Source organism: Pseudomonas sp. SAR267 (assembly GCF_052077595.1).
In the GTDB taxonomy this organism is placed as follows: domain Bacteria; phylum Pseudomonadota; class Gammaproteobacteria; order Pseudomonadales; family Pseudomonadaceae; genus Aquipseudomonas; species Aquipseudomonas vlassakiae.
In genome coordinates this window covers 4391227-4414623 of sequence record NZ_JBQIHU010000001.1, presented here as the reverse complement: position 1 = coordinate 4414623, position 23397 = coordinate 4391227, and the positions used below count along the sequence as shown (strand labels likewise).

General features: G+C 62.6%; 26 protein-coding genes and 1 pseudogene. 3 read left to right on the top strand and 24 right to left on the bottom strand.

Annotation, left to right across the window (positions count from 1 at the left end):
- Positions 1-45 precede the first annotated feature (45 nt).
- From ACTORR_RS20780 to ACTORR_RS20715, 14 genes and pseudogenes are all read right to left on the bottom strand, one after another.
- The gene (locus ACTORR_RS20780; protein ID WP_099814868.1) at positions 46-348 is read right to left on the bottom strand and encodes a phage tail assembly protein; all 303 of its coding nucleotides are present in this window, start codon (positions 346-348) and stop codon (positions 46-48) included.
- 10 nt (positions 349-358) lie between these two features.
- Complete coding sequence (locus ACTORR_RS20775; RefSeq protein WP_027920000.1) at positions 359-868, bottom strand: phage major tail tube protein; 510 nt, start codon at positions 866-868, stop codon at positions 359-361.
- Between the two features lie 13 nt (positions 869-881).
- Positions 882-2048, bottom strand: coding sequence for a phage tail sheath family protein (locus tag ACTORR_RS20770; protein WP_313365214.1), 1167 nt, complete (start codon positions 2046-2048; stop codon positions 882-884).
- A gap of 96 nt (positions 2049-2144) precedes the next feature.
- Positions 2145-2516 (bottom strand): phage tail assembly chaperone, encoded by a 372-nt coding sequence (locus tag ACTORR_RS20765; RefSeq protein ID WP_262109407.1) that lies wholly within the window; start codon positions 2514-2516, stop codon positions 2145-2147.
- Between the two features lie 42 nt (positions 2517-2558).
- Positions 2559-3224: a glycine-rich domain-containing protein gene (locus ACTORR_RS20760; protein ID WP_441344127.1), complete on the bottom strand. Its 666-nt coding sequence runs from the start codon at positions 3222-3224 to the stop codon at positions 2559-2561.
- Positions 3225-3500: 276 nt separating this feature from the next.
- Positions 3501-4536: pseudogene (locus ACTORR_RS20755) on the bottom strand (phage tail protein); the annotation flags it as partial.
- Entirely contained in the window at positions 4529-5137 is a 609-nt protein-coding gene (locus ACTORR_RS20750) for a phage tail protein I (RefSeq protein WP_313365216.1), read from the bottom strand. The pseudogene ACTORR_RS20755 and the gene ACTORR_RS20750, both read right to left, overlap by 8 nt.
- Before the next feature lies 1 nt (position 5138).
- Positions 5139-6020 carry a baseplate assembly protein gene (locus tag ACTORR_RS20745; protein ID WP_262109404.1) on the bottom strand — a complete coding sequence of 294 codons (882 nt, stop codon included), beginning with the start codon at positions 6018-6020 and terminating at the stop codon, positions 5139-5141.
- Entirely contained in the window at positions 6017-6343 is a 327-nt protein-coding gene (locus tag ACTORR_RS20740) for a GPW/gp25 family protein (RefSeq protein ID WP_054885343.1), read from the bottom strand. The genes ACTORR_RS20745 and ACTORR_RS20740 overlap by 4 nt, the downstream gene beginning before the upstream one ends.
- 72 nt (positions 6344-6415) lie before the next feature.
- Entirely contained in the window at positions 6416-6976 is a 561-nt protein-coding gene (locus ACTORR_RS20735) for a phage baseplate assembly protein V (RefSeq protein WP_313365217.1), read from the bottom strand.
- The gene (locus ACTORR_RS20730) at positions 6973-7470 is read right to left on the bottom strand and encodes a hypothetical protein (protein ID WP_054885345.1); all 498 of its coding nucleotides are present in this window, start codon (positions 7468-7470) and stop codon (positions 6973-6975) included. The genes ACTORR_RS20735 and ACTORR_RS20730 overlap by 4 nt, the downstream gene beginning before the upstream one ends.
- A gap of 11 nt (positions 7471-7481) precedes the next feature.
- Positions 7482-7820, bottom strand: coding sequence for a phage holin family protein (locus ACTORR_RS20725; protein WP_054885346.1), 339 nt, complete (start codon positions 7818-7820; stop codon positions 7482-7484).
- A gap of 479 nt (positions 7821-8299) precedes the next feature.
- Complete coding sequence (locus ACTORR_RS20720) at positions 8300-9046, bottom strand: LexA family transcriptional regulator (protein WP_441343842.1); 747 nt, start codon at positions 9044-9046, stop codon at positions 8300-8302.
- A gap of 35 nt (positions 9047-9081) precedes the next feature.
- On the bottom strand, positions 9082-10149 hold the full coding sequence (locus ACTORR_RS20715; RefSeq protein ID WP_441343841.1) for a hypothetical protein: 1068 nt from the start codon (positions 10147-10149) through the stop codon (positions 9082-9084).
- Between the two features lie 162 nt (positions 10150-10311).
- Between ACTORR_RS20715 and mutS the strand changes: the two genes are divergently transcribed.
- Both mutS and fdxA read left to right on the top strand, forming a co-directional pair.
- Positions 10312-12885 carry a DNA mismatch repair protein MutS gene (gene mutS, locus ACTORR_RS20710; RefSeq protein ID WP_099814877.1) on the top strand — a complete coding sequence of 858 codons (2574 nt, stop codon included), beginning with the start codon at positions 10312-10314 and terminating at the stop codon, positions 12883-12885.
- 140 nt (positions 12886-13025) lie between these two features.
- Positions 13026-13349, top strand: coding sequence for a ferredoxin FdxA (fdxA, locus tag ACTORR_RS20705; protein ID WP_054885350.1), 324 nt, complete (start codon positions 13026-13028; stop codon positions 13347-13349).
- 610 nt (positions 13350-13959) lie between these two features.
- Here the strand turns inward: fdxA and rpoS are convergent.
- From rpoS to ACTORR_RS20665, 8 genes are all read right to left on the bottom strand, one after another.
- On the bottom strand, positions 13960-14967 hold the full coding sequence (rpoS, locus tag ACTORR_RS20700; RefSeq protein ID WP_016392283.1) for an RNA polymerase sigma factor RpoS: 1008 nt from the start codon (positions 14965-14967) through the stop codon (positions 13960-13962).
- A gap of 109 nt (positions 14968-15076) precedes the next feature.
- On the bottom strand, positions 15077-15940 hold the full coding sequence (locus tag ACTORR_RS20695) for a peptidoglycan DD-metalloendopeptidase family protein (RefSeq protein ID WP_054885403.1): 864 nt from the start codon (positions 15938-15940) through the stop codon (positions 15077-15079).
- Between the two features lie 160 nt (positions 15941-16100).
- On the bottom strand, positions 16101-16739 hold the full coding sequence (locus ACTORR_RS20690; RefSeq protein WP_176506620.1) for a protein-L-isoaspartate(D-aspartate) O-methyltransferase: 639 nt from the start codon (positions 16737-16739) through the stop codon (positions 16101-16103).
- A gap of 41 nt (positions 16740-16780) precedes the next feature.
- Positions 16781-17530, bottom strand: coding sequence for a 5'/3'-nucleotidase SurE (gene surE, locus ACTORR_RS20685; protein ID WP_054885352.1), 750 nt, complete (start codon positions 17528-17530; stop codon positions 16781-16783).
- A complete protein-coding gene (gene truD, locus ACTORR_RS20680; RefSeq protein WP_313364352.1) occupies positions 17518-18576 on the bottom strand; it encodes a tRNA pseudouridine(13) synthase TruD in 1059 nt (352 codons plus the stop codon). The genes surE and truD overlap by 13 nt, the downstream gene beginning before the upstream one ends.
- A complete protein-coding gene (ispF, locus tag ACTORR_RS20675) occupies positions 18573-19046 on the bottom strand; it encodes a 2-C-methyl-D-erythritol 2,4-cyclodiphosphate synthase (protein ID WP_054885354.1) in 474 nt (157 codons plus the stop codon). Before ispF ends, truD begins: the two co-directional genes overlap by 4 nt.
- A gap of 175 nt (positions 19047-19221) precedes the next feature.
- Entirely contained in the window at positions 19222-20076 is an 855-nt protein-coding gene (gene fghA / locus ACTORR_RS20670; RefSeq protein ID WP_313364351.1) for an S-formylglutathione hydrolase, read from the bottom strand.
- 8 nt (positions 20077-20084) lie between these two features.
- On the bottom strand, positions 20085-21197 hold the full coding sequence (locus ACTORR_RS20665; protein WP_054885356.1) for an S-(hydroxymethyl)glutathione dehydrogenase/class III alcohol dehydrogenase: 1113 nt from the start codon (positions 21195-21197) through the stop codon (positions 20085-20087).
- A gap of 108 nt (positions 21198-21305) precedes the next feature.
- Between ACTORR_RS20665 and ACTORR_RS20660 the strand changes: the two genes are divergently transcribed.
- Positions 21306-22202, top strand: a complete 897-nt coding sequence (locus ACTORR_RS20660) for a LysR substrate-binding domain-containing protein (protein WP_054885357.1) — start codon at positions 21306-21308, stop codon at positions 22200-22202.
- A 126-nt stretch (positions 22203-22328) separates the two neighbouring features.
- Here ACTORR_RS20660 and ispD read toward each other — a convergent pair whose 3' ends face one another.
- A complete protein-coding gene (gene ispD / locus ACTORR_RS20655) occupies positions 22329-23036 on the bottom strand; it encodes a 2-C-methyl-D-erythritol 4-phosphate cytidylyltransferase (protein WP_054885358.1) in 708 nt (235 codons plus the stop codon).
- Positions 23033-23314, bottom strand: a complete 282-nt coding sequence (gene ftsB, locus ACTORR_RS20650) for a cell division protein FtsB (protein WP_054885359.1) — start codon at positions 23312-23314, stop codon at positions 23033-23035. The genes ispD and ftsB overlap by 4 nt, the downstream gene beginning before the upstream one ends.
- Positions 23315-23397: the final 83 nt, after the last annotated feature.

The window sequence follows — 23397 nt, the reverse complement described above, 5'->3', positions numbered from 1 at the left end:
AGCTCCTTGGCCAGCCGCCTGGCGGCGGCCTTCTGCCGGGCCGGGTCAAAGTTCGTCGTCCTGCACCAGGCGAAAATAGCCGCTCTGCAAACGGCTATAGTCCTTCAGGGCAAGGCCTTCGAGGTCCTTGATGCCGACTTCGGCCAGCGACGCGAACAGGTTCAGCTCGCGCTGCTCGTCATCCGCCGCGCCGCCGGCCTGGGCATTGCGGATATCGCGCACGGTCGGCGCCCGCAGCGACAGGCTGTCGACCTGCACGCCGTTGGCTTCGCTGGGGCGTGACAGGCGCACGGTGACACGGTCGGCACTGAGGGTCAGCCAGTGCGGCTGTTTTTTCGCTTGAGCCATGGTCGCCTCCTTACAGGCCAAGCGCAGCGCGCTGGGCGGCCAGTTGGTCGACGCCGTCGATCACGCGCTTCATGCCCAGCGCGTCGATCTCGTAGATCAGGCGGCCATCGACCTCGAGCTTGTAGTAGGTCAGGCCGACGCTGTGCTTGATCTCGGCCTTGTCGCCGGACTTCCAGTCGCCCATGTCGATTTCTTTGAGGGTGCCACGCAAGGTGACCACCACCGGGTTGATCTTGCCCTTGAGGCCCTTGAAGGCGCCGCGGAAGGTGCCGTTGAAACCACTGCCGTCGGCCAGGCCGAAGAATTTCAGCGCTTCACGGCGCACGCCTGTAGTGGTGAAGGCCGCTTCCTGTTTCTCCATGCCCAGGTCCATCTCGACCGGCATGTCCATGCCACCGGGGCGGTGTTCTTCCATCTTGAGGGTGAGTTTGGGCAGGGTCAGGCTGGGTACATCGCCCTGGAAGCTGACGCCATCGACGAACAGGTTCAGGTTGGCCAGGGTTTCGGGAATCATTGCCATGTAAGTGCGCTCCTTAAGCAGCGGAATCGAGGACTTCGGTCAGCCACTGGTTAGTGACTTCAACGCGGAAATTGGGGTTTTCGGCAGGCGGCACGTCGGTGAAGCGGATGTTCCAGTACACCTTGCCCTGCTCAAGCTGGCTGGCCGTGTTCAGCTCCGGGTCGGCGAAGACCTCGAAGTTGATGATCGCGCCCTGGTTCTTCAGGTCGCGCATGAAGGCCTGCAGGCCCTCGGTGACGTCCTTGACGTAGGTGGCAGTGATGGCGCGGTCGACGGCCCACTTGTGGCCGTAGAGGATCGCGTCCATGACGATATCCATGGTCCGCACACGGGTGACAAAGGCCCACTTCGGGTCGCTGGACAGGGTGCGGTTGCCCCACAGGCGGAAGCCGTCGTCGCGGATGATGGTGGCGATGTTGGCGTTGTTCAGCAGGTTGGCGCGGCAGCTGTCGTCGCCATCGAGGAACTCCACCGGGCGGACAGTGCCGGTAATGCCGACGAACTCCTTGTTCGACGGCGAGGCCCAGAAGCCGTATTCGCTGTCGGTCCAGGCGAACAGGCCGGCCACCCACGCCGAGCCTGGCGCGTCGACAGTCGCCTCTTCGCCGTTGTCCCAGTACTGCACACCCGGGTCGACCAGGAAGGCGCGCTTGGCGCCGAAGTTCTTGGCGTAGTCCAGGGCTGCCTCGTCGGTGGTGTTGGGGCCGTCGATGATGGCGATGCCACGCAGCTTGTCGGCCAGGGCTACCAGCGCGGTGCCGACCGCCTGGGTGGCGCTGTGGCGAGGTGCGGCAAGCAGACGCGGCTGGGCGTTGAAACGGCTCTTGCCGTCGAGTAGCGCCTGCAGGCCAGTGCGTTTGCCATCGGCCTGCACACTGCCAATGATTGCGGCGGTCTGCTCCGCGGCATCTTCCAGCTTGGCCACGCCACAGGCGACGATGACCGCCTTGGCGCGGGTGTAGATGGCGCGGCAGGCCTTGGTGATGGCGGCATTTTCGCCGAAGGCGGCGACAGCTTCACGCTCGCTGGTGATCAGCACGAGGTCGTTGGCCTTGGCTGTGACGCCAGCGCCTTCGGTGAAGGTGTCGACCAGGCCGATGATCGAGGCAGAAGGCAGCGCGATGCTGCGGGCGCCGGTGTCGACGTTGGTCACGGTGACGCCGTGGAAGAATCCACTCATGTAGGTTTACTCCAGGTTCAGGTACGAAAAGGCCCTGCGGGTGCAGGGCCGGGTAGAAAACTTGCAGATAGAAAAAAGCCCCGGGGAGACGGGGCTTTACTGAGCTTGTTGAACTAGCCAAACCGGTGGCTCTGGTCTCGATGAGGAATCAGGAAACATTGAAGAAGTTGGCCAATCACGGAGGCTCTGTCGATAGACGAGTAGTTCACTGTATTGCGCCGATGACAGCGAGCTGTTGATACTCATTGCCAGCTCGTCACGATGACGCATCACTAGCCACTCGCTAGTTTGCAGTTGATAGTCGCGCCACATGCGCATAGCTTGAATCAACTGACCTTCAGTCGTGCCCGAGGGAGGAGCATATCCGCCCTCGACAACTTCCCAACCGGGTCTTGTCTCAATCGAGCATTTTTCCCAGACAAGCTCGGAATGATAGCGGTCGAGCGGATTTATATCGGTAACTTCCATTACCCGACCGTTTGCAATTCGTGCCCACATTATCAATTCTCTTCAGTAAGTAATGAAGACACAGCCATCGGCGCCCGGCTGCGAAGCGATAACCGTACGACCGCCGCCGCCCATGCCCGGCTGTGTCGGTGTGGAAACGTCAGAGGCGGCGTAAATCGACTCCCCACCGCCGCCAGGCCCGCCCCACGCACCAGAGTTGTTCGTGTTGCGTACCGGCGGGGAGCCAGCCCCCAAGGAGGCATTGAAGTCGCCACCAACACCCATGCCGCCGCCTGCACCGTTAAATAGCGTTCCCCCCTCTCCCCCGGTTGCGGAACAGAACGAACCGAACGACGATGTACCTCCCCATGAGCCAGCCGTATTTACGACATTTACGGCTTTGCCGCCTGCAGCCACCGTTACAGTGATGCTTTCTCCAGGGGCAACAGCGCAGATGCGGCTGCAGATTCCTCCGCCACCGCCGCCACCCGCGCCAGTCTCAACAGGCCCGAACGCACCGCTGCCTCCCCCCCCGCGTATATCGACAAGCACTCGAGTTACATTGGCAGGTACTTTCCATTGGTAAGTACCTGCCTTGGCATAGAGCGCTCGACCGCGAAAAGGAAAGTTTGCGCTGGTAGCACTTGTTGCTCCGCCCGCAACGACCCCGTAAATACCGTCGGAAAGACACGCCAAAATCAATGGCGGGTCGAGATGCGTAACGGTCACCGCCGCATAAGACGTTGAACCAACGGCAACATACCCTTTGCCAGAGCGAGGCGCATTTATCGTTAGCGTTCCATTACCGGAGCCTACCGACACAATGAAAATCGACCCGCTTGTTACTCCCGAATCGGGAAGATTTAAGGTTCCTTCCCAACTCCCTACTCCGGCTATCGTGCAATACTTGCCAGCATGCGCCTGACTCAAGGTTTGCCCGTTAGATAATCCGACTACAGGGCCTGGCAAGTTAAAACCCAGCTGCCTGACGAACTCCGTTGTAGCCAATTGAGTACTATTGTCATCCCGAGCAGCGGTTGGAGCGCGGGGAAGCCCCGTAAACACTGGACTGGCCAGATTAGCCTTGAGACTAAGCGCGCTGTTAACTTGAGAGGTCGTCAGAACATCTGTGAGGCCGTAATCTGCTACCGTGCTTGGATTAGTAGCAGCAAACACACGACCATACTTATCGACCGTCACACTGCGATAAGTGCCCGCCGAAATTCCGCTGCGCCCGAATGCCATTTCGTACTGCTGGGCACTGACACCCAATGTAATCGGCCCGTCGCTGACTAGCTGCCAGGCGCTGTCGCTATTGGCTTCCCCCCTCTCCACCAATATCAAAAGTCCAGGGGTCACTTTTGCATCGGTGTCAGCGTCGCTGCTGCGACTCCACCCCCCCCGCAGCAGCCAGATAGATGCCATTGTCCTTAGCAGCCGCCTGGTTCTTGACCAAGACTCGCGCTCCCGCGACAAGCGCTACGCCATCTATAGTCTGCAACCCGCTCAAGGCAATGTTTGCCGTTGTCGCTACCAACACCGAATGCTTGAAATCCTGCTTCGCCAACTCTTCGGTCACCCATTCCCGAGTAGCCAGCACCACCGCCGGATCAATCTTCAACTGCACGTTACTGGCACTGCTCACCACCAGGTTCATCCGCACCACCTGGGTACGTCCCGAACCCTGGCTCAGTAACGGTTTATAGGTCGGCGCACAGTTGGCCACGGCCACCATGTCGCCATCGGCATCATAAAGCGCGATCTCGCGGATCCACTTGCCGCCGACATCCGCCGGAATGACCTGCTCGGCAATGATGATCGCGCTGTTCTTGTCATCCACCTTCAGCTGGTTCAACGGCGCGCGGCGCCATTCGTTGATCAGGCTGGTCTGGCTGGCGTTGGGGGTGGGGTCGGAGCCGTTGGCGTCGCCGACACCCATCCGGGTGATTTTCCAGGCAACGCCCAAGGCATCGGCATTGGCCTGTTTCGCCGCGCCCACATTGGTGAGGATGGCGTAGAACTGAGAAGTCTGGTCAACCATGTGCAATGTCCAAGGTATCGATTGTATGTTCGCGGCCGCCCCGCCCTACGACGCCAATGACCTCGATGTCACGTGGCGTCAGCGGGTAGATGTCCAGTTCGTCGCCGTCCTGGATTGCGCAGCCGACATGAAGGGCGCCTCGGCTCTCGAGGCTGATCACCAACCCGGTCAGGTGGCGGCTGACGGGCCGGGCGTCATCGATCAGCGATGACAGTTCCTGATAGGTGCTTTCACTGATGCCCGCATCGGAAACGCCGATCTTTAAGGCAAAGGTGCCCGCCTGTGCGGGGGGCGTGGTTTGCCACCACTCCTCCACCTCGATCAGGTAGCCGAACGGCTCCACCACACGCCTGAGCGCACCGAGGGTGCCTTTATGGGCGTGGACGAAGAACGCAGCGCGTATCACCGAACGCTTGATCTCGTCGCTCCAGCTGTCTTCCCAGCGATCCACCGACCAGGCCCAGGCCAGGTGATAAAGCAGGTGCGCGGGGCAGCTGTCGGGGCTGTAGAGCCGGCGCAGGCTGACTTTCAGGTCCTCATCGGCCGCCACTTCGATGGCTCGCTCCAGCGCTGTGCGATTGAGCGGCAACAAGCTCTGCATGTCAGCCACCCCGCTTGAGCGTGTAGCCCGCGCACCAGGCCGCCTGCGCCTTGCTTGGGCGGATGTCGGTCCATCCGCTCAACTCGACCCGGCTGACACCGTCGATATGCAGCTGGGCATCGATGCCCGAGCGGGCCACTTCCACGCCCAGGCGACGCCGTGGATTGATCCAGGCCTCGAGACGGCGCTGGCACTCGGTGAGGATCGCCTCGTACTCAGGACCGCTGTCGGCCAGGTACAGCACAGCATCGATGCGATAAGGCAGGATTTCGGCGCTGCGCACGTTGACCCGATCGGCGACCGGGCGGATGTCGTCGTCATTAAGGTAGCTGGCCACCTGCGCCAGCAGCTCGGCACTGGCCTGGCCATTGCCCTCCAGCCCCAGCACGGTGACATCCACCACCGCCGGCGACGGGCTTTCGGCGGTGGCGTCAGCCACCTGCCCCGAAGCGTTGCGGGCGTGCAGGATGTAACTGTTGCGTGGACCGGCCGTGGTCAGGCCTTCGTAGACCAGTTGAACCCGCTCACGCAGGGCATCGTCGGACTCCAGCAAGGCCTCGACGGGCGGCACGCTGGCCAGGTCCTCGGCCTGGATCACCAGGCGCTGCAGGCTGACGTTGGCCGCCAGTTGGTCCAGGTCACTGCCTTGGGCGTAGGCCAACAGCAACGCCTTGGCAGCGTCGTTGATACGGGCCCGGTTGAGCAGCTTGCGATAGGCGCCGACCTCGAGCAGTTTGGTGACCGGATCGCTCTCCAGGCTGGCGGTCCAGCCGTCGCCCAGGTATTCGCGAAAGGTCTGCAGATCGGCCTGATAGAGGGCTTCGTAGTCGAGGTCCTCCAACAGTTGCGGAGCTGGCAGTTGTGACAGGTCGACCTGGCTCATACACGCACCTCCAGCAACGCTTCATCGCCCAGGTAGCGCCCCTTCAAGGCCAGGCTGACCTGGCCATCGAGCACGGCGACGACCTTGACCCGATCCAGTTGCAAACGGGGCTCCCAACGGCCCAGTGCGCGAGCCACTTCGGCCTGCACGGCACTCTTCCAGCCCTCGTTGACCGGCAAGTCGACGAAACGCCGCAGCTGGCTGCCGTATTCAGGGCGCATGCGCCGGCTGCCCAGCGGCGTGGTCAGGATGTCTTCAATGGACTGGCGCAAATGATCGATGCCGGCCAGCGGCTGGCCGGTGCGGCGGTCCATGCCGATCATGGTGCACCGCCCTGTTCATGGGTATGCATGGCATTCTCCTGTTATGAAAAAGCCCGCATGCGCGGGCTTGATTCAATGTTTGTGGTTGGCCGTGTTGCCGGCGGTGTCGATGATCCGCCCACCGCCATTGATGTCGCCGCTCACCTGCAGTGGGCCGTCGACCGTGACATTGCCTGTGAGATGTATCGCTGCCGCCTGCAGGCTGATCGCCGCTTCACTGACCTGCACGGTGCTGGCGCCGACCTTGATCGTCGCGCTGCCGCCAGGTAGTTCGATGTCGTAGTGGCTGGCCTGCCAGTCGTAGCTGAGCGAACCGCCATCGGCGAAACGCCAGACCTCGACATGCGCGCGGGTGTCCGGCGCACTGCCGGCATTGCCATAAAGCCCTGGCAGGAAGGTGCCCTGGGCCGGCTCGCCGCTGGGGCTGAGCAACACGCCCTGCTCGCCCAGGCTGGGGGCTCGCCAGTGCCGCGCCTGGCCGGCCGCCTGGGCGTGCCAGCGCAGCCAGGCGCTGGTCCAGCCGCTGCCGTCCGACACCCGCACCCGGGCGGCGGCAAGGTCAACCGCCACCACCCGGCAGGGAATGACCAGGCAGGCCAGCATGCGGTCATGCATGGCGCTGACATAGCTCATGACAGCTCCTCGGGGGCGATGTACTGCGCTTCATTGCCCACGCCGACTTCCGGCGCGAAACCCAGCACCAGGCTACCGGGAGGCTGGTCCGGCCAGTTCCAGCGGGCCTCGCCAAGCAGCACCGGCTGGTCCCAGCGCACGGTCCAGGCGCTGCCCTCGAACTGCGCCTGCACGTTGCGGCTGGCCTCGACGAAGTCCAGTGCCCAATGCTGCTGGCGCAGCAGGTCCATCAGTTGTGCGGCGAGCAGGCTGCCCTGCAGGCGCGCTTGCGGGTTAGCACTGTCGGCGGTGATGTCCGCCTCGAAGGTGGCGATCAACACCGAGCGGCCATCACGCGGCGCTGCATCTGCCGTCATTTGCACGATGCCGTGGCGCAGTGCCGGTCGTTCCGGGGCATTTCCTACAGCTGTATAGGCATCGACCGATGCCAGTTCCGGCATTGCCTCACGAATGGTTGCGGTCACGGCCGCATGCAAAGTGGCCAGTTCGCTCATGCATATTCTCCTTATCGCTCGTCGGCCTGGGTGCTGTCGCGCAAGCCCAGGCGTCGAATCGCCCAGCGTTCGTACAGGCGCATGGCGACATCGGCGCCGCCAACCGCAGTCATGCAGCCCAATGCACTGGCCGCCCAGATCGACAGGCCGCCGGCATACAGCAGCATCACCGTCGACACGCCGCAGACCATGCAGGCCCCGGAGCGCAGCGCCAGCCGTCGCAGCAGCGACCAGCCCGTGGCACCGGCCTTGTCAGCCCGCCACATCTCTCCGCTGAGGCCCCCCAGCAATGCCAGGACGATTACCAGCCAGAGCGGCATTTCCAGCAACGCTTGTTGCTCGTTCGTCACTGTCCTGTCTCCTGTGTTATGCCTGTTGGCGGAGGCCAGCAGGCGGGTTGTGGGTACTCTGTCTCTTTCAAAAGCCTCGGCATTCCAAAAGGTCCGGCTCGCAGGCCTTTCAGTAATGCGTTGTCGAACCGCCGGACACGACTGGTGACGCCGCGCGGTTCCGCTACAAATTGGTGACTCCGACCGCGGCCGCCTGCCCGCCGGATAACTGTTCGTGGTGCTTTACGCTGCACACCCGGGCCAGTTGCCAACCCTCTGGACAGTTGAGGCCTGTCCATCGCTGCCTGTGTAACAACCGGTTTCCGTCCGGCTTGAGACACAGGCTATGCATTCATGCATATGCAGTCAATGCATTTCTTCACTTTTCTATGCATTGATTTTTGCTGATATGCATGCAGGCCATGCGCGGCCTGGTTTGTAGGGCTTTTCTGCAGACGAAAAAAAACCCGCCGAAGCGGGTTTGTTTGGCAGTGAGACTGTCAGCGAGCGTACATGCCCCACCAGAATACATGCCCAAGCAGGCTGATCTGCTCGTCCTGCATCTGCTGGAAGCTGTAGTCCTCGTCGGGATGCTCATCGCGGTTGAAACTGCGCAGGCGGATGCCGGTAGGCAGGCGGTAGACCTGCTTCACCCGCAGCTGGCCATTATGGTTGATGGCGTAGAGGTCACCATCGATGATGTCGCCAATCGAACATTTGCCGGTATTCACCCCGACCGTCGCCCCGTCCCGCAGCACAGGCAGCATGCTGTTGCCACGCACGGTCACACACTTGGCCTGGTCGAACTGCACGCCATTGTGACGCAGGCTGCGCTTGCCGAAACGCAGCCGCGCACGCTCGCTCTCTTCGATGACGAATCTTCCTGATCCTGCTGCCAATTCGACCTCACGAAGGAAAGGTACCGACACCTCGTCATCCTCGACGGGGGGTTCATCGTCCCACAGGCTGATGTCGCTGAGGTCCGCGTGGCCGTGGGCCGGCAGCGCGGCTTCGCGCGACTCGCCAAGCTCGGCACGACCGCGCAACTGTTCGGTGCTCACGCCGAAGTATTCGGCGATCTTCGACACGTGCTTGTCGGAAGGGTCGACGATCTTGCCGCCGAGAATCCGCGACAAGGTGGATTGAGGGACACCCGTGCGCCGGTACAGCTCCGTCGGGGACAGGCCGTGGCGGTCGAGCAGTTCTCTGAGTACGGAGGCTACGTTGCGTTTTTGCATAGCGTGCATAATGCAGGCATAAGGCAGTGAATGCAATGCAGCGTTCAGCACACCTCGAGGCTTTCACGAGCCATTGCCATGACCACTTGCTCGTCGGTCTCTGGCAGACGTGGCAAGCCCCGGGGCCAACCGGTCGACCAGTCGCAACCACCCAGCCGGCGCATGTCCTCGACCGCCGAGCGCCACCAGATCACCTTGCATGCCTGTTGATACTCGTCGTTGCCGATGAAACTGCCGTACAGCAGCTTGCGGCCGATGCCACGCATTTCTGGCGGTAGCCGCTTGAGACTCCACTTGGCGATAAGGCGATCGAACCACGAGGGTTCTGGCCTTTGCACCGGCACCTGCAACGCCAGCTCGAGCATGCGCGCATCGAAGCGATCACCATAGCGCGCGAAGAAGACTTCAAGAACGGCATGAATAAACGGCTTCATCGCGAAGTAGTGGCTGATGACGCCCCGCGCCTGGTTGATCTGCCTGCCATGTAGCTCGAATGAAAAGGCGATCTGCTCAATGGTATGCAGGGTAGCAGCATAAGGCGTCCAGGCGTCTATGCGATGCACGGCACGCTCGGCGATACCGGCGTTTTCCAGGGAAAAGCCCAGTACTCCGCTGTTACAAAGCCGCAAGTCGCTTGCCGGCGCGTCCCCGCAGTCGGTCAGCGCCTGGGTGAAACTTGCGTAGTAGTTGGCGCGTGAAGCCTCTAGCCAGCTCATCTCGATTTCATCCACCAGGAACTGGCGAGCATCGACCTGCCGGAACAACTGCATCGGTGACTGCAGGAACACCGTATCGGTATCGATGAAGATGGTCTTTTCTGCCCACGGCGCAGCATGGGCGATTGCGCATGCCTTGCGGCGGTGAATATAGCCACCGTCGCCGCTCCAGGCCTGGAGCTGTTCAGCCTCAAGAGTGATCACTTCCACCGGCCAGCCATCGAAGGCCTGTGGCTGGTCGGTCAGCACGCGAATGGTCGGCAGCTCCCCAGGCTTGTTGCGCGCCAGCGCAGTGAGGATGCTCAGCTTCGCCTCCAGCTGGTAGATCCGCCGCTCACCATAAAGTAGGTAGATCAGCTGCTGTTTGGCAAAAGAGACCGTGCTGGAAACATTCATCGTGAAATTCAGGAATCGCGCTGCAAAGGGGGGGCATTGTAGGGAAGTGCGCGGCGCTTAACCACACTGCTTGCCGCGCGCCTCGCCTGCAACTCGGCGAAAAAGCCTGTACCATTGCCGGTTTCACAATCGCCAACCAGATCACCCGCTGTAAGGCCCCGAATGTCTGATCTTTCCGCACACACACCGATGATGCAGCAGTACTGGAAGCTGAAAAACCAGCACCCGGACCAGCTGATGTTCTACCGCATGGGCGACTTCTACGAAATCTTCTACGAAGATGCGAAGAAAGCCGCGAAGCTGCTGGACATCACCCTGACCGCGCGCGGTCAGTCGGCCGGCCAGTCGATCCCCATGTGCGGGATTCCGTTCCATTCGCTGGAGGGCTATCTGGCCAAGCTGGTCAAGCTTGGCGAGTCGGTGGTGATCTGCGAGCAGATCGGCGACCCGGCCACCAGCAAGGGCCCGGTGGAACGCCAGGTGGTGCGTATCATCACCCCCGGCACGGTCAGTGACGAGGCCTTGCTCGACGAGCGCCGCGACAACCTGATTGCCGCCCTGCTCGGCGACGAACGCCTGTTCGGCCTGGCGGTACTGGACATCACCAGCGGCAACTTCAGCGTCCAAGAGATAAAAGGCTGGGAAAACCTGCTGGCCGAGCTCGAGCGCCTGAACCCGGTGGAGCTGCTGATCCCCGACGACTGGCCACGCGACCTGCCCGCCGAGAAGCGCCCGGGTGCCCGTCGCCGCGCGCCGTGGGACTTTGACCGCGATTCGGCGCGCAAAGCCTTGTGCCAGCAGTTCGCGACCAAGGATCTCAAGGGCTTTGGCTGTGACAAACTGACCCTGGCCATCGGTGCCGCCGGTTGCCTGCTGACCTACGCCAAGGAAACCCAGCGCACGGCCCTGCCGCACCTGCGCAGCCTGCGCCACGAGCGCCTGGACGACACGGTGATCCTCGACGGCGCCAGCCGCCGTAACCTGGAGCTGGACATCAACCTGGCCGGTGGCCGCGACAACACCCTGCAATCGGTGATCGACCGCTGCCAGACCGCCATGGCCAGCCGCCTCTTGACGCGTTGGCTGAACCGCCCGCTGCGCGACCTCAAAGTGCTGCAGGCACGCCAGGACTCGATCCGCTGCCTGCTCGACGGCTACCGCTTCGAAAAGCTGCAGCCGCAGCTCAAGGAAATCGGCGATATCGAGCGCATCCTCGCGCGTATCGGCCTGCGCAATGCCCGACCGCGAGACCTGGCGCGCCTGCGCGATGCTCTCGCTGCCTTGCCCGAACTGCAGAACGCCATGAGCGAACTGGAAGCACCGCACCTGGCACGCCTGGCCGCCATCACCGGCACCTACCCGGAGCTGGCCAGCCTGCTGGAGCGCGCGATCATCGACAACCCGCCAGCGGTCATCCGTGATGGCGGCGTGCTCAAGGCCGGCTACGACAGTGAGCTGGACGAGCTGCTGGCGATCAGCGAGAACGCCGGGCAGTTCCTCATCGACCTGGAAACCCGCGAGAAGGCCCGCACCGGCCTTGCCAACCTCAAGGTCGGCTACAACCGTGTGCACGGCTACTTCATCGAGCTGCCGACCAAGCAGGCCGAGCAGGCACCGGGCGACTACATCCGCCGCCAGACCCTCAAAGGCGCCGAGCGTTTCATCACGCCCGAACTCAAGGCCTTCGAGGACAAGGCGCTATCGGCCAAGAGCCGTGCCCTGGCGCGCGAAAAGATGCTCTACGACGCGCTGCTGGAAACCTTGATCAGCCACCTGGCTCCGCTACAGGACAGCGCCGCCGCGCTGGCCGAGGTCGACGTGCTGAGCAACCTTGCCGAACGTGCGCTGAACCTCGACCTGAACTGCCCGCGCTTCACCGACGAGCCGTGCCTGCGCATCGAGCAAGGCCGCCACCCGGTGGTCGAACAGGTGCTGACCACGCCGTTCGTGGCCAACGACCTGAGCCTGGACAACAGCACGCGCATGCTGATCATCACTGGCCCGAACATGGGTGGTAAGTCCACCTACATGCGCCAGACCGCCCTGATCGTGCTGATGGCGCACATCGGCAGTTTCGTTCCGGCCGCCAGCTGCGAGCTGTCACTGGTCGATCGCATTTTCACCCGTATCGGCTCCAGCGACGACCTGGCCGGTGGGCGTTCGACGTTCATGGTCGAGATGAGCGAAACCGCCAACATCCTGCACAACGCCACCGACCGCAGCCTGGTGCTGATGGACGAAGTCGGCCGCGGCACCAGCACCTTCGACGGCCTGTCGCTGGCTTGGGCTGCAGCCGAGCGCCTGGCCGAACTGCGTGCCTACACCCTGTTCGCCACCCACTACTTCGAACTGACCGTGCTGCCGGAGAGTGAACCGCTGGTGGCCAACGTGCACCTGAATGCCACCGAGCACAACGAGCGTATCGTCTTCCTGCACCACGTGCTGCCTGGCCCGGCCAGTCAGAGCTACGGCCTGGCCGTGGCGCAGCTGGCGGGCGTGCCGGCGCCAGTGATCCTGCGCGCACGCGAGCATTTGGGCCGGCTGGAAACCACCAGCCTGCCCCATGAAGCCCCGCTGAGCAAAAAGGCCAAGGACGAGCCGCAAGTCCCGCACCAGAGCGACCTGTTCGCCAGCCTGCCACACCCGGCCATCGAGAAGCTGGGCAAGCTGGACCTGGACGACATGACCCCGCGTCAAGCTATCGAAACGCTATATCAACTAAAGAACCTGTTATAACGGCGCCCACTACAAGCTGGTAGAATCCGCCGCGGTTTGCTGGTGCTGCAGGCTATTAGCCTGGCCTGCAGCCACATGCCCGTAAACCGCGCGGCCCTGAGAGGAAGGGCCGCCGCCGTCGCCTGAGGAGAGAACTAGAAATGACCTTCGTCGTCACCGACAACTGCATCAAATGCAAATACACCGACTGCGTGGAAGTCTGTCCGGTGGACTGCTTCTACGAAGGCCCGAACTTCCTGGTGATTCACCCGGACGAGTGCATTGACTGTGCACTGTGCGAGCCTGAATGCCCGGCCCAGGCGATCTTCTCTGAAGACGAGATCCCCGCAGGCATGGAAAATTTCATCGAGCTCAACGCCGAGCTGGCAGAAATCTGGCCAAACATCACCGAGCGTAAGGACGCCCTGCCCGACGCAGAAGAATGGGATGGCAAGCCTGGCAAGATCGACGCTCTGGAGCGCTAAGCGCCCGGACACGAAAAAGGCCCGCAATGGGCCTTTTTTCATTTTCTGCAGGCGAAAAAAAGGGGCGGTTTGACCCGCCCACATTTTTTCCGTAGTCCCTGCTTGTCCCAAACATCGTCCTGATGAAATCGCTTCTTGCGATGTCCTTGGCTTTCTTCCTGAAAGCCTGTGCATGTCCGTGTGCACAGTTCGAATACTAGCGAGTTCCCCAAGCCGGGCAACTGCCAGATATCTCAGGATATTACTGGGGACACATTTCCACATAGCCAAAAAATTCATGAATTTCAGATGGTTACGAAAAAACCTGATGTGAAAACGGCTTTGATTTACTGGCAGTTACACTGATGGCTTACATAAAGAGTAAGCAAAGGCTTACACGACATGCATCAAGGGTAGCGCCGTACATAGTGCTCGGCTCCGGATTACCGCCAGTCTGTCCCGGCCTCTTCGCGGGTAAACCCGCTCCCACAAAGGGAGTGCGAGACCTGAAGACTTTGCAAAACCAGTGGCAGCGGGTTTACCCGCAAAGAGGCCGGAACAGGCTGGCTCAATCTTGAATACAAAAACGCCCCGAGGTGATCGGGGCGCTTCAGATGCGGTGAAACCTGTCTTACTGGAACAGCGACTCGCTGGAAAGCCCGTTCTTCTCAAGGATCTCCCGCAGGCGCTTAAGCCCCTCCACCTGAATCTGCCGCACGCGTTCACGGGTCAGGCCGATCTCCAGGCCAACATCTTCGAGGGTGCTGCTCTCATGCCCACGCAGACCGAAGCGGCGCACCACCACCTCACGCTGCTTGTCGGTCAGCTCACCCAACCACTGATCGATGCTTTGCGACAGGTCGTCATCCTGCAGCAATTCGCACGGATCGGTCGGGCGGTCGTCGGTCAGCGTATCGAGCAGGGTCTTGTCCGAGTCCGGGCCGAGCGACACGTCCACCGAAGACACTCGCTCGTTCAGGCCCAGCATGCGCTTGACCTCGGCGACCGGCTTTTCCAGCAGAGTGGCGATTTCTTCGGGCGAAGGCTCGTGGTCGAGCTTCTGGGTCAGTTCCCGCGCGGCACGCAGGTAGACGTTGAGCTCCTTGACCACATGGATCGGCAGGCGGATGGTGCGGGTCTGGTTCATGATCGCCCGCTCGATGGTCTGACGGATCCACCAGGTCGCGTAGGTCGAAAAACGGAAGCCGCGTTCCGGGTCGAACTTCTCCACCGCGCGGATCAGGCCCAGGTTGCCCTCCTCGATCAGGTCGAGCAGTGACAGACCACGATTGACGTAACGGCGGGCGATTTTCACCACCAGGCGCAGGTTGCTTTCGATCATGCGCTTGCGGCCGGCAGGGTCACCCTTTTGCGACAGGCGCGCAAAGTGCACTTCTTCTTCCGGCGAAAGCAGAGGCGAGAATCCGATCTCGTTGAGATACAGCTGGGTGGCATCGAGCGCCCGGCTGTAATCGATGTACTTGTGTTGCTTGAGCGAAGAGCCCGATTTCGCTCTGGTCCGAACCGAAGGTACAGCAGGTTCGTCTGACACCACATCCGTTTCCAAAACGATGCCCGTCTCCATGAGGAGGACGTCATCGTCGATGTCAAACTCCGGCGCTTCTTTACTGAGAGCCATTGTTATAGTCCTTTGCTGAGTTCGAACTCAGACTCTTGCGGCGCCTGTCTCCCTGGCATCGCAGGAGCCTGTCCCCTCTACATCCAAGGAACAGGCCGGGGTACAACGATCAACGGCGAGGCAGGAACTGGAGCGGATCGACGGGTTTGCCCTGGCGGCGAATCTCGAAATGCAGCTTCACCCGATCTGTGCCCGTAGACCCCATTTCAGCAATCGACTGCCCTGCTTTGACCTGCTGCCCCTCCCGAACCAACAGCCTGCGGTTGTGACCGTAGGCACTGACGTAGGTGTCGCTGTGCTTGATGATGATCAGTTCGCCGTAGCCCCTCAAGCCACTCCCGGCGTAGACCACCGTACCATCAGACGCAGCAAAAACAGGCTGTCCCAAATCACCGGCGATATCAATGCCTTTATTCAAACTACCGTTTGAAGCAAATTTTCCAATCAGCACGCCATTGGCCGGCCACGTCCAGTTCCCCACCGCACGCTCTGCGGCGGGCACCGTGGTAACCACCGGAGCAGGCGTGGCGGGGGTTGTTGGCGTCGACTTTCCGCCGTTTCCAGCGGGGCTGATAGGTGTCCCGGCAGGGCGACGAATGACCGTTGTCCGGCTCGATGAGGACGGGCTGGAGACCACGGTACTGCTGCCGGAGGAGCCGCTGCTGAAACGAATGGCCTGGCCCGGGCGAATGGTGTAAGGCGCGGCAATGCCGTTACGTGCCGCCAGCTCCTTGTAGTCCCATCCATAACGGAAGGCGATGGAGAACAGCGTATCGCCAGGCTTGACCACGTACTGCCCCGACGTCACGGCCGGCCGCTTGGGCGCTGCAGCGTTTCGATCGACCACGCGCGCACCGCTGGAACTGCTGCTGGTGCTGGAGCAACCTGTCAGCAAGGTGCCCATGGCCAGTGCAATCAGCAGAAGCTTGAAAGCCGACCGATCCTTGCGCTGCCGAATGACTGTGTGCCCCACCCGCGCTCCCCTCATGGTGCCGAAAATCGATAAGACGAAAAGAAATGCAATATTGTTGCAATTATAACCAAGCCACACGACATTGGCAGGGCTCTGGCCCCGCCAGATAGACAGGGCCGTGCCGCAAGAATTCGTTGCTGCTGCAAATATTCCCGGCGCTTCAGGCCAGTGGGCCGTTGAGCAGCGGCACGAACCGGACCGCGCCCAGGACGCGACGGGAGAAACCGTGCTCTTCGCGCACGATCAGCATCAACTGCTGCACCTCACCGGCCTGGCCTACCGGGATCACCATGCGCCCGCCCGGCGCCAGCTGATCGAGTAGCGCCTGCGGCACTTCCGCCGCCACCGCCGTGACGATGATGCCATTGTAGGGCGCCAACGCCTGCCAGCCGTCACAGCCATCCCCCCAGCGAAACACCACGTTACGCAGGTTGAGTTCGACCAGGCGCTCCTTGGCTCGATCCTGCAGCACCTTGATCCGTTCCACCGAGAACACCCGCTCGACCAGCTGGGCCAGGATCGCGGTCTGATAGCCGGAACCGGTGCCGATCTCCAGCACCTTGTCTAACGGCCCGGCTTCCAGCAGCAGCTCGCTCATGTGCGCCACCATGAACGGCTGGGAGATGGTCTGGTTGTGCCCGATCGGCAGCGCCGTGTCTTCATATGCCCGATGCGCCAGCGCCTCGTCTACGAACAGATGGCGCGGGGTACGGCGAATCACCTCGAGCACCTTGGCGTTCGACACGCCTTCCTCGTAGAGGCGCTGGATCAGCCGCTCGCGGGTGCGCTGAGAGGTCATGCCGATACCGCCACGGCGCTGCAGATCGTCCTGTTCACGCATCAGAGCAGGCCCTCCAGCCAGCCGTCGAGCTGTTCGAAGGCATCGTTGAACGTGCGGTCCAGCTGCAAGGGCGTTATCGACACATAGCCTTGCATGACCGCATGGAAATCGGTGCCAGGCCCACCGTCCTCGGCATCGCCGGCCACGGCGATCCAGTAGCCTTCCTTGCCGCGCGGGTTGACGACCTTGGTCGGTGCCGCCGCCCGCGCCCGATGGCCGAGGCGGGTCAGCTGGATGCCGCGGATGTGCTCCAGCGGCAGATTGGGGATGTTGACGTTGAGCACGGTGCGCGGCGGCAATTGCAGGCGTGGCAGTGCCTCGACCAGGCGCCGGGCGATGTGGGCAGCAGTCGGCAGGTTGTCGGGCTGGCGCGACAACAGCGAGAACGCCAGCGAGGTACCGCCCAGGAAGCGGCCCTCCAGCGCGGCGGCCACCGTGCCGGAATAGATCACGTCATCACCCAGGTTGGCCCCCAGGTTGATGCCCGAAACCACCAGATCAACCGGCTCGGGCAACAACCCATTGAGCCCCAGGTGCACACAGTCGGTCGGCGTGCCGTTGAGGCTGATGAAGCCGTTGGACAGGGTCTGCGGGTGCAGCGGCCGGTCCAGCGTCAGCGAACTGCCGGCGCCGCTCTTGTCTTGATCCGGGGCGATCACCACGCACTCGGCATAATCCGCCAGCGCACCGTGGAGCGCGGCGAGGCCAGGTGCCGTAACACCGTCGTCATTCGAAATCAGAATACGCATGGGCTGTCCGTCTGCCCTGCCGGCACCAGATCGACGAGTTCGCGCACCACCACGGTGGCGAAGCATCCGGCCGGAAGGACGAATTCCAGTTGCAGGATATCAGGCTCGGGATAATGCCACGTCAGGCCGCCAATAGGGAGCCGCAGGATGCGCCGTTCGTGACTCATGCCCGCATATGCCAGCCATTGGCATAGCGCCAGGTGCTGCTCGCCGATCGCCGCTTCCCGCTCGAAAGTCGCACCGGTTGCGGGCGACGGCCCTTCTCCCCACATCGGGCCGGTGGGATGCAAGTCAAGTATTGCCAGGCGAGGATCAGAACACTCCTGCTCACCCGCCAGAAAGAAACTACGGCTGTCGGTGAATGCCAACAGATCCCCGACCTGAGCGCTTTGCCAGCTGCCATCGGCGACTCGCGCCGCCAGGACCTGGTTGAACACGTAGCTGCGTGCTGCCGAAAGCAGGCGTGAACGCACGTTGCGCTGCTCTGGCAGGGCCTTGCGCGATGCCCAGTCCTGAGCATCGTGGACATTGCCACCGCCGTAGCCGAAACGCTGGCTGCCAAAGTAGTTCGGTACGCCCTGCACCTTGAGCTGTTGCAGGCGTGCATCAAGGGCCTGGTGGTCGGCTGCCAGGGCGGTCAGGCGCAGGGTGAAGCCGTTCGCCGAATGAGCGCCGCGCTGCAGCTTGCGCTGGTGGCGCACTTGCTTCAATACGCGCAGGCTGTCGTCTTCGGCCCGCGACAGGTCCGGGTCGGCCTTGCCCGGCAGGTGCAGGCTGAACCACTGGCGGGTCAGGGCCTGGCGGTCCTTGAGGCCGGCATAGCTGATGGCACGCACCGGTACACCAGCAGCACGGGCCAGGCGGCGCGCGGCTTCTTCGGTGTTGAGGTCACGCTTCTCTACCCACAGCCACAGGTGCTCGCCCTGGCCGGACAGCGGTATGTCCAGCACCTCGTCGACCTGGAAGTCTTCGGCGACGGCTTTGAGCACTGCGCTGCCCAATGATTCACCCGACGCGCGCGGGCCCAGCAGGTCCAGTTCGGTCATGCTGGCAGCAGCAGGGCGACCGCATGCACGGCGATGCCCTCCTCGCGACCGGTGAAACCAAGCTTCTCGGTGGTGGTGGCCTTGACGTTGACCTGGTCGAGTTCGACCTGCAGGTCTTCGGCAATCAACTGGCGCATGGTTTCGATATGCGGAGCCATTTTCGGCGCCTGGGCGACGATGGTGGCGTCGACATTGCCGACCTTCCAGCCCTTGGCCTTGACGATAGCGACCACATGACGCAGCAACACGCGGCTGTCAGCGCCCTTGAATTGGGGGTCGGTATCCGGGAAGTGCTTGCCGATGTCGCCCAGCGCCGCAGCACCGAGCAAGGCATCGCTCAAGGCGTGCAGCAGCACGTCACCGTCGGAATGGGCCAGGAGGCCGTATTTGTGAGGGATACGCACCCCACCCAGGGTAATGAAATCACCGTCGCAGAAACGGTGCACATCGTAGCCGTGGCCAATACGCATAGAAAAACGCCCTGATTGAGTCAGGGCGTGATTCTACCTGCTTTGGCCGCTATTGGGGCCGTCATGTAGGAGCGGCCTTGCGTCGGGAAGGGCTGCGCAGCAGCCCCAGCGACTGAAGCGGTGGCGCCGAAATCCCGCGGCCGCTTTGCGGACCATTCGCGACACAAGGCCGCTCCTACAGCCGTCCGAGTGCCATCGCGTGATGGCGCAGGTGCTCATCGATGAAGCTGGCGATGAAGTAGTAGCTGTGGTCGTAACCAGGCTGCAGGCGCAGGGTCAGCGCATGTCCACCTTTGCGTGCAGCCTGCTCCAGCGTTTCAGGCTTGAGCTGCTTCTCGAGGAAGTCGTCACGGTCGCCCTGGTCCACCAGCAACGGCGGGCATTCGCCTGCAGCGGTTTCCGCCAGCAGCACACTGGCATCCCACTCGCGCCAGCGCGCACGATCTTCACCCAGGTAGCGGCTGAAGGCCTTTTCGCCCCATGGGCAATCCATCGGGTTGCTGATCGGCGAGAACGCCGACACCGAGCGATAGCGCCCTGGGTTGCGCAAGGCACACACCAGCGCGCCATGGCCACCCATGGAGTGGCCACTGATGCTGCGCTGGCCGGACGCCGGGAAGTGCGCCTCGATCAGTGCCGGCAGCTCCTGCACGACATAGTCGTGCATGCGGTAATGCTGCGCCCAAGGCTGCTGGGTGGCATTGAGGTAGAACCCTGCGCCGAGGCCGAAGTCCCAGGCGCCTTCAGGGTCGCTTGGCACCTGCTCGCCACGCGGGCTGGTGTCGGGGGCGACGATGATCAGGCCGAGCTCGGCAGCCAGGCGCTGGGCGCCGGCCTTCTGCATGAAGTTCTCGTCGGTGCAGGTGAGGCCGCTGAGCCAGTACAGCACCGGCAGCTTCTCGCCCTGCTCGGCCTGCGGCGGCAGGTAGACGGCGAACACCATGTCGCAGCCCAGCACCTTGGAGTGATGCCGGTAACGCTTGTGCCAGCCGCCGAAGCTCTTCTGGCAGGAGATGTTATCCAGGCTCATGGCTCACCTCAGAAGTGGATCACGCTGCGGATGCTCTTGCCTTCGTGCATCAGGTCGAATGCCTTGTTGATGTCTTCCAGGCCCATGGTGTGGGTGATGAAGGTGTCCAGCGGGATCTCGCCCTTCTCGGCCATGTCCACGTAGCTTGGCAGTTCGCTGCGACCACGTACGCCGCCAAATGCCGAACCACGCCAGACACGGCCCGTCACCAGCTGGAACGGACGGGTGGCGATTTCCTGGCCAGCACCGGCGACACCGATGATCACCGACTCGCCCCAGCCCTTGTGACAGCATTCCAGGGCCGCGCGCATCAGTTGCACATTGCCGATGCACTCGAAAGAGAAGTCCACGCCACCGTCGGTAAGGTCGACGATCACTTCCTGGATCGGGCGGTCGTAGTCTTTCGGGTTGATGCAGTCGGTGGCCCCCAGCTGGCGGGCGATCTCGAACTTGGCCGGGTTGATATCGATGGCGATGATGCGCGAGGCCTTGGCCTTGACTGCGCCGATCACTGCCGACAGGCCGATGCCGCCGAGGCCGAAGATGGCCACGGTGTCACCGGGCTTGACCTTGGCGGTGTTGAGCACGGCGCCGATCCCGGTGGTGACGCCGCAGCCGAGCAGGCAGACCTTCTCCAGCGGCGCTTCCTTCTGGATCCTGGCCACGGAAATTTCCGGAAGCACGGTGTACTCGGAGAAGGTCGAGGTGCCCATGTAGTGGAACAGCTGCTGGCCTTTGTACGAGAAGCGAGTGGTGCCGTCCGGCATCAAGCCCTTGCCCTGGGTGGCACGGATGGCCTGGCACAGGTTGGTCTTGCCCGAGAGGCAGAACTTGCACTTGCCGCATTCGGGCGTATACAGCGGGATCACGTGATCGCCCACCGCCACCGAGGTCACGCCCTCGCCCACTGCTTCGACGATCGCACCGCCTTCATGACCCAGGATCGACGGGAAGATGCCTTCCGGGTCAGCGCCGGACAAGGTATAGGCGTCGGTGTGGCAAACACCGCTGGCGACCACGCGCAGCAGCACTTCGCCGGCCTTGGGCATGGCCACGTCGACTTCGACGATTTCCAGGGGTTTCTTGGCCTCGAAGGCTACGGCAGCACGGGACTTGATCATCACAGGGTCTCCAGACAGAGGATCGGTTCAGTTCCGCAGTGTAATCCAGGCGCTTTTGGTGAATAATCCAGGTAAAGCCAAAACATTATTGCCATACAGGGATAATCCATGAGCAGCCGTTGGGAAGGCATCGACGAATTCGTCGCCGTGGCCGAGTCGGGCCAGTTCACGGCGGCAGCCGAGCGCCTGGGCGTGTCGTCGTCGCACATCAGCCGGCAGATCGCCCGCCTGGAAGAACGCCTGCAGACCCGCTTGCTGTACCGCAGTACTCGCCGGGTGGCCCTGAGTGAAGCCGGGCAGACCTTTTTGCAGCATTGCCAGCGCCTGCAGGACGGCCGCGAGGAAGCGCTGCGCGCCATGGGCGACTTGGCCAGCGAACCCAAGGGGCTGCTGCGCATGACCTGTGCGGTAGCCTATGGTGAGCGTTTTATCGTGCCGCTGGTGACGCGTTTCATGGCGCTGTACCCGCAGCTGCGGGTCGAAGTGGAACTGAGCAACCGTACCCTCGACCTGCTGCACGAAGGCATGGACCTGGCGATCCGCCTCGGCCGCCTGGCAGACTCACGGCTGGTGGCCACGCGCCTTGCACCGCGGCGCATGTACTTGTGCGCGTCGCCAGCGTACCTGGAGCGTTACGGGCGGCCGCACAGCCTGTCGGAACTGGCCCGGCACAATTGCCTGATCGGCAGTTCCGACCTGTGGGCCTTGCAGCAGGATGGCCGCGAGATCAGCCAGCGGGTGCAGGGCAACTGGCGCTGCAACAGCGGCCAGGCAGTGCTGGATGCGGCGCTGCTGGGGATGGGGTTGTGTCAGTTGCCGGACTACTACGTGCTTGAGCACTTGAACAGTGGCGCACTGGTATCGTTGCTGGAAGGGCATCAGCCGCCGAATACGGCGGTGTGGGCGCTGTATCCGCAGCAGCGGCATCTGTCACCGAAGGTCAGGCGGCTGGTGGATTATCTGAAGGAAGGGTTGGCGGGGTTACCGGAGTATCGGCATGGCTGATGTACTGGCTTTACCGCCCTCTTCGCGGGCACGCCCGCTCCCACAGGATCTGCACCGGTTCTGAACTCTGTGCAATCCCTGTGGGAGCGGGCGTGCCCGCGAAGAGGCCAGAACCGATCTGAAGATTCAGCGCCGCCCGGCCCAGCGCTGGCGCAGCCATTCCAGGTCTTCCGGCCGGGTGACCTTGATGTTGTCACTGCGCCCTTCGACCAGCCGCGGCGCCTGCCCCGACCATTCGATGGCCGACGCTTCATCGGTCACCACCACATCGGAAACCAGGCTCTCGGCCAGGGCCCGATGCAGCGCACCCAGGCGGAACATCTGCGGCGTATAGGCCTGCCAGATGGTGCTGCGGTCGACCGTCGCGGCCACCCGCCCATTGGCATCGGCACGCTTGAGGGTGTCGCGCGCCGGCACCGCCAGCAGCCCGCCTACCGGGTCGTCGGCCAGTTCCGACAGCAACTTGTCGAGGTCGCTGCGCGCCAGGTTCGGCCGCGCCGCATCGTGCACCAGCACCCAATCGTTGTCCGACGCCCCTTGGGCATGCAGCAGCAACAAGGCATTGAGCACCGAGTCGGCACGCTCGTCACCACCCGCCGCCCGCTGGATACGCGGGTCGCTGGCACAACGCAGGCCTGGCCAGTAAGGGTCGTCTTCGGCAATGCTGACCACCACGCCCTTGAGCGAGGGGTGGCCAAGAAAACAGTCGAGGCTGTGCTCGAGAAGGGTCTGCCCCGCCAGCTCCAGGTATTGCTTGGGGCGGTCGGCAGCCATGCGGGCACCGACGCCCGCTGCAGGAATCACGGCCCAGAAGGCCGGCAGTGTTTCAGTCATTTTTGCGGCAACTGGAAGAGGGTTTCGCCCTCTTTGACCATTCCCAGTTCATGACGAGCCCGCTCTTCGACGGTCTCCATACCTTTCTTCAACTCCATCACCTCGGCATCGAGCACACGGTTACGCTCCAGCAGCCGTTCGTTCTCGGCATGCTGTTCGTCGATCTGCTGCTTGAGCTCGGCCACTTGCGCCAGGCTGCCGTTACCCACCCAAAGGCGGTACTGCAGGCCACCGAGCAGCAGGAGCAGGACAAGGAACAACCAATAGGGACTGCGCATCAAGGTATCCAGGTTAAAGACCGCCGCACACGGGCGTCATATAGCACGAAGCCTGGCCGAGGCCAGGCTTCGTTGACAGAAAC